Source organism: Limnothrix sp. FACHB-1083, from assembly GCF_014696485.1.
Lineage (GTDB): Bacteria > Cyanobacteriota > Cyanobacteriia > CACIAM-69d > CACIAM-69d > CACIAM-69d.
In genome coordinates this window covers 118,556-129,710 of sequence record NZ_JACJQD010000009.1, presented here as the reverse complement: position 1 = coordinate 129,710, position 11,155 = coordinate 118,556, and the positions used below count along the sequence as shown (strand labels likewise).

The following is an 11,155-nucleotide window of genomic DNA, read 5'->3' as shown; positions in this document are numbered from 1 at the left end:
GGCCCAGGGCCCACAACGCCACTCAACCGCATTGGCCCGCCGTTGCACGCTATTGAGATTGAGGCCGATCGAGCCATGACCACCACCCTTGACAATCAGATGAGCCAACCAGAATGGAAACAGGGGGCGGCGATCGAGCTGGAAATTACCGACCTGGCCGATTCGGGGGATGGCGTGGGCCGTTGGGCCGATCGGGTGGTGTTTGTGCCGGAAACCGTACCGGGCGACTACCTATCGGTGCGGCTGTTGCAGGTGAAGCCCACCTTTGCCCGGGCCAAAATTTTGTCGATTCTGGATCCTTCGCCCGATCGTGTCCGCCCCGGCTGCATCGTGGCGGACAAGTGCGGCGGTTGCCAATGGCAGCATGTGGCCTATGGATCCCAACTGCTGGCCAAACAGCGACAGGTGGAACAGGCCCTCACCCGGCTCGGAGGCTTTGAAGAGTCGCCCGTTTTGCCCATTTTGGCCGCCGCTGCCCCCTTGGCCTACCGCAACAAAGCCACCTATCCCGTAGCTCCCGGCCCCGATGATCAAATTCGGGCGGGCTATTACCAAAAGGGCAGCCACAAAATTGTGAACCTGAACCAATGTCCCGTGCAGGACGATCGACTCGATCCCCTGCTGCGACAGGTGAAACAGGACTTGACCACCAGCGGTTGGGAACCCTACGACGAAACCACCCACACGGGCACGGTGCGTCACCTAGCCCTACGAATTGGGCGGCGCACGGGCGAAATGCTCCTCACCCTGGTGGTGCGCGACTGGGAAGCGCTGCCCGGTTTGGTCACCCAAGCGGAACTGTGGCGCGAGCAATTTCCGCAGTTGGTGGGGGTCTGTGTGAACCAGCAGCCCCAGCGCAACAATGTGATTTTTGGGCCCGAAACCCGCTGCGTTCTGGGGCGGCCGGCCCTGGAGGAACACCTGAATGGGTTGGTGTTTGAAATTCGCCCGGAAACCTTCTTTCAGGTGAACACCGACCAAACGGAAGAGCTGCTGAAAACCATTCACCAACAACTGGCCCTGACCGGTCGGGAAATTTTGGTGGATGCCTATTGCGGCGTGGGAACCCTGACCTTGCCCTTGGCCCAGCGAGCCGGCCGGGCGATCGGGATTGAAGCCCAAGCGGAAGCCGTCACCCAAGCCCGCCACAACGCCGAACGTAACCAGCTCACTAATGTTGAATTTCAGGTGGGGAAAGTGGCGGATCTGCTGCCCCAATTGGGACTGCAACCGGACGTGGTGTTGTTGGATCCGCCCCGAAAAGGTTGTGAGCCGGGCGTGATTGAAGCCTTACGGGCGATCGCCCCATCCCGCATTGTTTACATGAGCTGCAAGCCGGCCACCCTGGCCCGAGATTTGAAGCTGCTCTGTGAACAGGGACAATATCAGCTCGATCGGGTGCAGCCAGCGGACTTTTTCCCCCAAACGCCCCATGTGGAATGTGTCGCCTTTCTGAGTGAGCGCCGTTAAGATGATATGGGCGATCGAACTCCCTTAACTGTCCTATGGCCAATGAACCAGTCCTAGCTCAAGCACTCCGCACTGTGCCCGCTCCCGCTCCTGAGGCAGTTGTCATCCAGAACTTTGTTGACACTCTGATGGATGTCTTGGGGTTCGACAAGCAAAAACGAATTCCCCAATTCGCCACGGGCCAGGGTGCAGATCACGTTGACTTTGCCGCACGCTATGACGATTCAGAAGGGCGATCGTTTATTCAATCTCCCGTGGATCCCTACTTTCTGGTGGAAGCGAAGGGAACCGATAGCAATTTAAGTTATGGCACGCCGCAATATCGATCGACCTTCAATCAATTGCGGCGCTATCTGCTAGCGCCCAAGTGCAAAAACGCCCAATGGGGATTGATCATTAATTCAGTCCACATGCAACTTTTTCGGAAGCACCATAAGGTGATTTTTCCGGCCACTCCCTGCTTGGAAATTAAACCCGAAACGATCGATCAAGTGGTTCATGACCAGATTGCTCCCCTGTTGCGCCAACCGTCCCGCGCCTTGGTGGTTGCGGTTTACAACAACAAAGGCGGCGTAGGCAAAACCACCACCACCATTAACCTGGCCAGCCTTCTCAACTTCATTGGCTATTCAACCTTGGTGATTGATTTTGACCCAAACCAACGGGATTTAACCGAAACCCTGGAGGTTACCAGTCAATCGCCAACTCTGTTTGACTGTCTGGATGACGATCGACTTGATATTCATGAGGCGATCGCGACCTATCGCAAGCTCGACAAAAAAGCCAACAAAGAATATGGCATTGACATCCTACCTGCCCCAAAAGTTGAAGATCTCAAGACCGATGACCCGAATAGCAAGGGCATTGACATCAACGATTTGATTCGCAAAATTGGCTATCACAAACTCAAAAAAGCCATCGACTCCCTGCGTTCTGAGTATGACTACATCTTCATCGATTCACCACCCAACTGGCAATATTTCAGCCAAGAGGCGGTTTATGCATCTGATGTGATCTTGATGCCAGTCAAGCCCAACAATGTCTACTCGATCGACAACGCCGCCGAAGCAATTCGCGAATTTTTTCCAGCCATTCAGGCCAAGCGACAAGATGGCGGCCCGATCGCCCTTCCGATTTTCTTCAATGGCGAAAAACTCTCCAATTCTCAGCACCAGCGCGTGCGAGTTTACCTAGAAGAGTTAATTGCACGCCATAAGAAAGACTATAAATTTGACCTTACACCCTACTTTTTTCCGCGATTGACCAATGCTCGAAAAGACTATCGGGTTTTTGAGCTGGAAAATCATGCCGAAATTTCTGGAGCCAGCTTCTCGCGCTTGCCAGCGGTCTACGCCCACAAAACTGCTCGTGACTATTACCTGAATCTTGCCAAGGAGTACTTCATCCAATGAGCAATGTTGGGAATCTGATGCATCTTTGGATGCACAAAGTTCGGTCTGGGTTGCCCACAGCCGCGCCCAGCTTTTTGGTGCAAGGCGCAGCAGACATTCTGACGCGATCGGGCGGATCAAACTGGTTGCCCGTGGTGGTTCGGGAAATTCAAGACCCTGAATATGACTATGAAGTAATCGGCAACTCTTTTGTTTATTCAGCAGCCGCAGAAGCCGGACTCGATCGCATTTGGTGCGTGGTGGCGGAAGATAGCGAACTCGCGATCGAGGTGGCGCGGGTTTTATCGCAGGAAATTGCACCCCGCATTAACCTTAGCTCTGCATCCTATGACCAAATTATTGAAGCGCTAGAATATGTGGTGAGCCAGCCAGACACACCGCTCAAAACCTTGAAAGTACAGCTCGCAGCTCCCCGGATCAGCGAAGCCCCCCGAGAAACTTGGTCAGATTTGGAGCCAATCACAAAGCTAAAGTGCGGCATCACCAAGGGGCCAAAGCTGGATTATTTACAGCGCGTTTTTTACATTACGCCGCCGCCATTGCCTCCAATTCCAGAATCATCAATTTTGAAATCCTTGAAGGTCAAAGAACTCAAGGATCTGGCGCGGTTGCATGGTCTGGCGAGCAAACCGAACCCCAAGAAAAACGACTTGGTTGCTTTGTTGGATCAGGCACGCTCAAGCTAACGAAATCCGTCAAGCGGGTTGACCGAGTGATCATGCAGCCCCCAATGATTCCCGATACGGTGATTGAGTTTTCAATCATCGATCGGGAAATTTATTGCATTAAACCGAAATTCTAAAAGCACCTTTCTGATTCCGAAAGCTCATCCAATTTCAATTCTAATCATGCCATTCACACAGTACAAAACCATCGCGGATGTTTTGGCAGAGTTCCCGATGACTTATCAGGAAACATCTTTCCTTGAACATCATACCCTCGCGATCGATCCCAGCTTTGTGAATCGCTTGCAACTGGTTTTGACCGAAGGCATGGTTTTCAATTCGGAATATGCGATTTGCGAAAATATTATTTCGCCAATTTTGACGGAAGTGTGGCGATCGTATGTGGGTGAGTTGCTGATTTGGAGTCATCAACCGTTGCGCTACAGCGATCAGCTTTCGGGCACACCGGATTATGTGGTGGCGAAGCGATCGCCCCGAGGGAAGGTGTTGTTTGAGCAGCCCTATTTGATTCTGATTGAAGCCAAGCGAGATGATTTTGAAGCGGGCTGGGGTCAATGTTTGGCGGAATTGTGGGCGGCACAACGGTTGAACCAGGAGGGAGATCGCCCGTTGTTTGGCATTGTCTCCAACGGGAAGTTATGGGAATTTGGGCGGCTGTGGGGCGAAACCTTCACAAAACACCCGACGGGCTACACGCTCGATCGATTGTCTGAACTGATGGGGGCGATCGACTGGATCTTTACCATTAGTATTCAGTGCTTTACAATTGATTGACTTTACTCCATTTTTTCTTTTCACCTTCCCTCTTTTTTCAGAAATGCTCAACTATTGAAGAACTGAGACTAATGGAAAATCGATATCAAATTGCCAACTTCTAGCTATAAGCACCTATCAATATGGGACACTTTGAGCAGTACATCCAAGAATTACGCGACATCCGAGCGACAGGAGCCGCTGTCAAAGAAACCTCCTACTACACTCCACTAGTCAACTTACTGAATGCAATTGGAACAACGCTAAAACCGAAAGTTCGCTGCTTTATGCAGCTTAAAAATCTGGGAGCAGGGATGCCCGATGGAGGGCTATTCACTGCACGACAATATCAGCGCCAAGTGGGGGAGAATCCCAATGATCCCCAGAACCCAGAGCGAGGCGTGATTGAAATTAAGAGCACAGGAGATGATGCTTGGGTTACAGCCGCGACTCAACAAGTTATCAAGTATTGGGATAAATATCGCCAAGTTTTGGTGACAAATTATCGTGACTTTGTATTAATTGGGCAGGATATCAATGGTCAACCGATTCAACTGGAAGCTTATCGACTAGCTGCCAATGAAAAAGAGTTTTGGCAAAAAGCACAGAATCCGCGTGCTTTTGCTCAGGAGCATGAAGAGCAAATTATTGAATATTTGAAGCGCGTGATGCTGCAAAAATCAGTAATCACCGCTCCTCAAGACCTAGCCTGGTTTTTGGCATCCTATGCCAAGGATGCAAGAGCAAGAATTAGTAAATCTGATCTCCCTGCTCTACAAGCCGTTCGTACTGCCCTAGAAGATGCTTTAGGGATCCAGTTTCAAGATCAAAAGGGAGATCATTTTTTTAAATCAACACTGATTCAAACGCTATTTTACGGCATCTTTTCTGCATGGGTTTTGTGGCATAAGCAAGGAGCAAGGCGTGGTTACTTTGATTGGCAAACCGCTGCTTGGTCACTTCATGTTCCCATGGTCAGAGCGCTGTTTGAGAAAGTGGCAACACCAACCAACTTAGGACGTTTAGATTTGGTTGAAGTTCTAGATTGGGCTGGAGAGGTATTGAACCGTGTTGATCGTACTGCTTTCTTTGCTCAATTTGATGAAGGGCAAGCCGTTCAATATTTCTATGAACCCTTTTTGGAAGCTTTTGATCCGCAATTACGAAAGGATCTGGGGGTTTGGTATACACCACCCGAAATTGTGCAATATATGGTGGCGAGGGTTGACACAGCTCTCAGGGAAGAACTTGACATTGTAGATGGTTTGGCTGATGAGAATGTTTATATTCTTGATCCTTGCTGTGGAACGGGAGCATTTTTAGTTGAAGTTTTGAAGCGTATTCATCAAACTTTGCTTGAGAAAGGTGATGATGCCCTAGTTGGCATTGATCTCAAAGAAGCTGCTAAAAATCGTGTTTTTGGATTTGAAATTCTAACGGCTCCATTCGTCGTCGCTCATTTACAACTAGGGTTAGTCTTGCAAAGCTTGGGTGCATCCTTGCAAGGTGATCAGGAGCGGGTGGGTGTATATCTAACCAATGCACTCACGGGCTGGGAGCCACCGAATGATTTAGCCAAACAGAAGTTTCAGCAATTAACAATCAACTATCCTGAGTTGCAAGCAGAACGAGAAGCAGCCGATGAAATTAAGCGGGGCAAGCCGATTTTAGTGGTTTTGGGAAATCCTCCCTACAATGCCTATGCAGGCGTGAGTCCCAAAGAAGAAGAAGGGATGGTTGAGGTTTATAAACGAGGACTCATTGAACAATGGGGTATTAAAAAATTCAACTTAGATGATCTCTACGTTCGATTCTTTCGAGTCGCAGAATTTTGTATTTCCAAGCAAGCAATTCCTAGGGGAGTGGTTTGTTTTATCTCAAATTTCTCCTATTTGAGCGATCCGTCTTATGCAGTGATGCGTCAGCAGTTCCTAAAGACTTTTGATCAGCTATGGTTTGACTGCTTGAATGGTGATAGTCGTGAAACTGGAAAACGCACACCAGAAGGTAATCCCGATCCTTCAGTATTTTCTACCCAATACAATCGCGCAGGGATTAAAACAGGTACGACCATCGCTTTGATGATCCAAACAGGATTGCAAAGCTCAAATCCTGTAACTCGCTTCCGACATTTTTGGGGTGTGAATAAGCGGGAAGATTTGCTAAAGAGTTTGCAGACAGAAAATTTTGCTCAACAGTACGCCATCACCAATCCGATTCCTGAAACTCGGTTTTCGTTTCGTCCCTCTAACATTGAGCCACATTACCTAGAGTGGGCAAAGGTGACTGATTTCTGCGCTGTTGCTCCCAGTAATGGTCTTATGGAAAAGCGTGGAGGCTCACTGATTGATATCGATCGTGATGCTCTAGAGCAACGAATGCAAGCCTATTTTAATCCTGACTTGGACTGGGAGGCTTATAAAGCACTCAATTATGGATTGGTTAAAACATACGCTCGATTTGAACCTAAAGTTGCTAGGAGAAAAGCCCTGTTGGAAGCAAGATTTGATCCAAGATATCTGTTGCGCTATGCCATTCGCCCCTTTGAAGTTCGTTGGTGCTATTACAGCGGTATTCGGCCGATCTGGAATGAGCCTCGTCCTTTCCTTTGGAAACAATGCTGGCCGGGTAATAAGTTTCTATTAACGCGCTTTAAAGCCGCAAAAGACCCTGAGGGTAACCCTTTCTACTTTACACCCTATCTTTCTGATGATCATCTGCTCACGCCCGACGCAGTTGCTATTCCCCTACAGCTCAAGAATGGAGAGAGATTGCGCCGTCAAGAGCAGTTGAGCGTCTTAGACTTGCTAGGAGAACGCCCCGGCGTTGATCAGCCCTTTGCCAATTTGTCAGCAACAGCCCGTCAATATCTGACCGACTTAGGATTTTCTAATCCTGATCATGATTCAGAAACGGCTCACTTGATTTGGCTGCATGTTTTGGCAATTGGGTACTCATCAGCCTATTTGCAAGAGAATGCTGATGGCATTCGACAAGATTGGCCAAGGATTCCACTACCTCAAAGCCGTGACTTGCTGCTCACTTCTGCAACGCTAGGTCGGCAAATTGCCAGTTACTTAGACACAGAAACTAAAGTTGATGGTGTAACCACTGGAAAACTTGATTCCCGCCTACGCAGCATTGCTGTGGCCTCTAAGGTAGGTGGCGGTCAATTGAATCTAGAGACTGATTTAGCCTTATTGGGTGGGTGGGGATCTGTAGGGAAAGATGGAGCAACTATGCCTGGAAAGGGCAAACTTCAGGAGCGGCTAAATAACTCTGACCAAGCCCTTTTAGGAGCTATGACCTATGACATTTATTTGAACGATGTTGCCTACTGGAAAAATATTCCCGATCGCGTGTGGAATTACACAATTGGGGGATATCAGGTCATTAAAAAATGGCTGAGTTATCGGGAGGAGCCGCTGCTCGGTCGTCCCTTGAAGCGAGAGGAAGTTCAGGAAGTGAGTAACATGGCTCGACGGATTGCGGCTCTGTTATTCTTGGAGCCGCAATTGAATGCTAATTATGAAGCTGTGAAGGAAGCAACTTACCCGTGGTCTAACTTTTCTCAGTCTAAATAGACTTAGTAGCCACTGGTATAATTCAACAACTTCTACACAGTTAGATCAACAAGTTCTGATTGCGCTGCGAGTTGCTGTTGATGGAATTGTTCGAGCCAATGTTTGACCCGATAGGTGGCCAAACAATCGTCTTCGTTGTAGGTGACGATCGCCTCTAAATAGGAGCGATCGCCCGTTTTCAGCCATCGATCGTACCAATAGACCGCCTGGGAACCATTGGCCGTGCTGTCTCGCCACCCAAACCCCAAATACCCGGCAATTTGCTTCAGGGCATAGCCTTCCACCGGCAACACCACCGTTTGCGTCACCCAAGCATGGACATCCACAAATCGATCGAGCAGACGCTCTAGCCGCTGACTGGCGCAACCATAGAGCTTGGCCAGGCGCTTACTGGCATCCCGCTCATACTCACAAAAGTGGAAAATCGGCGCGGTGGGGTAGCGATCGACCAGCGCCAAAAAGTCATCCCAAGCCCGCTGCTCATCCTCGGGGGTTTCCGCCAAGAAGCGGTGAAACGTTGGTTCCGGTTGCGATCGATCCACCACCAACACCCCCAGCAGGTAATCCAGCGAAAGATCCGGCTCCGCTTCAATGTCGAAATAGAGTTCCACCGGAGCGGCCGGCAGGCGATCGGGCGACCAAGCCTCACGGCGGGCCAGGGCGATCGGCTGTTGGGTCAAGGTGGCGCGGGCTTGTACCAACACCGCCTCCGCCGCGCCGTCAAACTCGGGAAACTCCTGGAGCCGATCGAGCGGTGTGGCCGCCAACTGTTCGATCGTCTCGATTTTCAGCCGCTCCAACACCCGGTAGCGGGCAGGAGTCACGCCGGGGATCAGCGACAGGTGCTTGGCTTGCCGCGCTCGATCGGTGCAGTCGCCCACCCAATGGCAGAGGGAACAGCGGTTGCGGGAAATGAACAGATCCGGCTCCCGATCGTCCTCCATCAGCGTGTCGATTAGGTTCGCCAGCAAGTCTTGCACCTGCTTCAGCCGTGTCCGCAAGTCCACCCAATGGGGCGATCGACCGCGCAACACCACCCCCGCCTTAGCCGGAGCCGCTCCCTGAATCATTGTCAACAAATCCGCATGGAGCGCCGCCACGAGCTGATATTCCAGCTTCGGCTTCTTGCCCAACCGAATATCCACCGGCTCATAGATCCAATCACCAAAGGCCGACTGACCCGGCCGTTTCACCAACAAATCGGGATGGCCCACCAGCTCCACGCCGGGGATTTCCTCCACCCGCAGCAGCCCCCCGACGATCAACCCCGCCCCCGCTTCCATCAGGGCCAAAGTAGCCGCCGCGCCCGCGTCCCGATCACCCCGGCGAAACTGCGGCCGCACTAGCTCCAGTTCCAGCTTCTCAGCAATTTGCTGGGCCGCATCGCGCTTGTGGCGATCGCTCTCGTCATGGAGTTTTTGGATAAAACCGGCCGTGGGGGCGCGCCGACGGGGATCGCCATAGAAATCCAAAAAGACGCGCCGGGGGCAGCGCTGAAAAAAGAGTAGGTCGTCAGCGGTTAGCAGCATGAAACTAAAGTTAACCGATCGCACGATAGGATAGGAGCGCAAGTCGCGGGTTTGCTCCAGTCCATGAAAGTTGGCGTTATCGTTTTTCCGGGTTCCAATTGCGATCGGGATATGCAGTGGGTGTTTCAGGGGCTATTGGGCCTGCCCACGCGCATGGTTTGGCACCAAGACAGCGACCTCAGCGATCTTGATGCAATTGTGATTCCCGGCGGCTTCAGCTATGGCGATTATTTGCGCTGCGGGGCGATCGCCCGGTTCTCGCCAGCCATGCGATCGGTAATTGAAGCGGCCGAGCAGGGCAAGCCGGTGCTGGGGGTTTGCAATGGGTTCCAAATCCTGACGGAAGCGGGGCTGCTGCCGGGCGCACTGATTCGCAATGAGAATTTGCACTTTGTGTGCGATCGGGTGCCGGTGAAGGTGGAACGCAGCGCTCGCCTGTGGACGGAGGGCTACGCAGCGGGGCAAGTGCTGAACCTGCCGATCGCCCACGGAGAGGGTCGCTACTACGCCGATCCGGACACGCTGAAGCAAATTGAGGACAAGGGCCAAGTGCTGTTCCGCTACGCAGGGCGAAATCCCAACGGCTCTTGGAACCAGATCGCGGGCATCTGCAACGATCGGGGCAATGTGTTGGGAATGATGCCCCACCCGGAACGGGCAGCCGATGCAGCGTTGGGCAATACGGACGGGGTGGCGCTGTTCCAAACGATGACGGCGGCGTTAGTGAGCGTCTAGGACGCTCAAGGATTGGATCTGAATCTATGACCCTGCGATCGCCCGATCAACCGGATTTGCCAGATCTATTTGTTGCAGTGGCTCACAAAATAGCGCGATCGCTCCTGGTGTTGGGGGCGATCGGCTTGATGGCCTGTGCGCCTTTGGAGGCGAGCACACCGGGATCGGGCGGGCAGCAGTTGCCGATTCAAGCCCGCACCCTGATCGGGACTCAGGAAATTTTGCTGGAGGTGGCTCGCACGCCGGAGCAACAGGAAATTGGCCTAATGTTTCGGCGCGATTTGCCGCCCGATCGGGGGATGTTGTTTCCCTTTGAGCAATCACGGATGGCGCGGTTTTGGATGAAAAACACGCTGATTCCGCTGGATATGGTCTTTTTGCGGGAAGGGCGCGTGGTGGCGATCGAGGCGAATGTGCCGCCCTGCCGTCAAGATCCCTGCCCGAGCTATGGCCCGAGTTTGTGGGTGGATGCGGTGTTGGAGTTGCCAGCGGGGCGATCAGCTCAGTTAGGTCTCAAAGTGGGCGATCGGCTCACCATCACCCCCAACCCACCCGCCAAACCTTAACAAACTTCACGATCACAAGCTTGCTTTACCAGTGCACAGCTCCTGGTCAATTGAAAGCGATTACTTTAATTTACTTCACTCATTAAGATCACAAAGTACTATGATTTAAATAGCCAGTAACTGATTCCTAGGGAGGAAGCAGGCAATGAGCAAGTCCAAAAAGAAAGTGAAAGAAGCTCTAGGTGCAGCAGGTATGGGCAGTGCTGGAGCAGCCGCAGGCTACGGTGTTGTGGCGGCGACGGGTATGACTGCTGCTGGAATGGTTGGTGGGGGTGCTGGTGTTGGCGCAGCAGCGGGGCCTGTTGGCGCAGCCGTAGGTGCTTTGGCTGGCCTTGCTGCCTATGGAATCTATCGGGTTTTTAAAGGCTAAATACCATAACCCTTAGGTAGGCTAAAAATTTACCGCATTTTAGTTGGAAG

9 protein-coding genes are annotated in these 11,155 nt (G+C 51.7%); 8 read left to right on the top strand and 1 reads right to left on the bottom strand.

Annotation, left to right across the window (positions count from 1 at the left end):
* Nucleotides 1-99: 99 nt before the first annotated feature.
* The 5 genes from rlmD to H6F46_RS12930 all read left to right on the top strand — a co-directional run bounded on the left by rlmD (nt 100) and on the right by H6F46_RS12930 (nt 7,905).
* Nucleotides 100-1,470 carry a 23S rRNA (uracil(1939)-C(5))-methyltransferase RlmD gene (gene rlmD / locus H6F46_RS12950; protein ID WP_190355172.1) on the top strand — a complete coding sequence of 457 codons (1,371 nt, stop codon included), beginning with the start codon at nt 100-102 and terminating at the stop codon, nt 1,468-1,470.
* Nucleotides 1,471-1,505: 35 nt separating this feature from the next.
* Nucleotides 1,506-2,882, top strand: coding sequence for an AAA family ATPase (locus tag H6F46_RS12945; protein ID WP_190355106.1), 1,377 nt, complete (start codon nt 1,506-1,508; stop codon nt 2,880-2,882).
* Between the two features lie 29 nt (nt 2,883-2,911).
* Nucleotides 2,912-3,568, top strand: coding sequence for an SAP domain-containing protein (locus tag H6F46_RS12940; RefSeq protein WP_190355105.1), 657 nt, complete (start codon nt 2,912-2,914; stop codon nt 3,566-3,568).
* Between the two features lie 162 nt (nt 3,569-3,730).
* Nucleotides 3,731-4,342, top strand: a complete 612-nt coding sequence (locus H6F46_RS12935) for a hypothetical protein (protein WP_190355104.1) — start codon at nt 3,731-3,733, stop codon at nt 4,340-4,342.
* A gap of 122 nt (nt 4,343-4,464) precedes the next feature.
* Nucleotides 4,465-7,905, top strand: a complete 3,441-nt coding sequence (locus H6F46_RS12930; RefSeq protein WP_190355103.1) for a type ISP restriction/modification enzyme — start codon at nt 4,465-4,467, stop codon at nt 7,903-7,905.
* Nucleotides 7,906-7,937: 32 nt separating this feature from the next.
* Here H6F46_RS12930 and H6F46_RS12925 read toward each other — a convergent pair whose 3' ends face one another.
* On the bottom strand, nt 7,938-9,434 hold the full coding sequence (locus H6F46_RS12925) for a TM0106 family RecB-like putative nuclease (protein WP_190355102.1): 1,497 nt from the start codon (nt 9,432-9,434) through the stop codon (nt 7,938-7,940).
* Between the two features lie 63 nt (nt 9,435-9,497).
* Here H6F46_RS12925 and purQ point away from each other — a divergent pair, with 63 nt between their 5' ends.
* The 3 genes from purQ to H6F46_RS12910 all read left to right on the top strand — a co-directional run bounded on the left by purQ (nt 9,498) and on the right by H6F46_RS12910 (nt 11,105).
* Complete coding sequence (purQ, locus tag H6F46_RS12920; RefSeq protein WP_190355101.1) at nt 9,498-10,169, top strand: phosphoribosylformylglycinamidine synthase subunit PurQ; 672 nt, start codon at nt 9,498-9,500, stop codon at nt 10,167-10,169.
* Nucleotides 10,170-10,195: 26 nt separating this feature from the next.
* On the top strand, nt 10,196-10,735 hold the full coding sequence (locus H6F46_RS12915) for a DUF192 domain-containing protein (protein ID WP_190355100.1): 540 nt from the start codon (nt 10,196-10,198) through the stop codon (nt 10,733-10,735).
* Between the two features lie 145 nt (nt 10,736-10,880).
* Entirely contained in the window at nt 10,881-11,105 is a 225-nt protein-coding gene (locus H6F46_RS12910) for a hypothetical protein (RefSeq protein WP_190355099.1), read from the top strand.
* The last annotated feature ends 50 nt before the right edge of the window (nt 11,106-11,155 follow it).

Bases quoted from the DNA above. Each gene is read 5' to 3' on its own strand.
- rlmD (WP_190355172.1), top strand. From the start codon at position 100: ATGAGCCAACCAGAATGGAAACAGGGGGCGGCGATCGAGCTGGAAATT.
- H6F46_RS12945 (WP_190355106.1), top strand. From the start codon at position 1,506: ATGGCCAATGAACCAGTCCTAGCTCAAGCACTCCGCACTGTGCCCGCT.
- H6F46_RS12940 (WP_190355105.1), top strand. From the start codon at position 2,912: ATGCACAAAGTTCGGTCTGGGTTGCCCACAGCCGCGCCCAGCTTTTTG.
- H6F46_RS12935 (WP_190355104.1), top strand. From the start codon at position 3,731: ATGCCATTCACACAGTACAAAACCATCGCGGATGTTTTGGCAGAGTTC.
- H6F46_RS12930 (WP_190355103.1), top strand. From the start codon at position 4,465: ATGGGACACTTTGAGCAGTACATCCAAGAATTACGCGACATCCGAGCG.
- H6F46_RS12925 (WP_190355102.1), bottom strand. From the start codon at position 9,434: ATGCTGCTAACCGCTGACGACCTACTCTTTTTTCAGCGCTGCCCCCGG.
- purQ (WP_190355101.1), top strand. From the start codon at position 9,498: ATGAAAGTTGGCGTTATCGTTTTTCCGGGTTCCAATTGCGATCGGGAT.
- H6F46_RS12915 (WP_190355100.1), top strand. From the start codon at position 10,196: ATGACCCTGCGATCGCCCGATCAACCGGATTTGCCAGATCTATTTGTT.
- H6F46_RS12910 (WP_190355099.1), top strand. From the start codon at position 10,881: ATGAGCAAGTCCAAAAAGAAAGTGAAAGAAGCTCTAGGTGCAGCAGGT.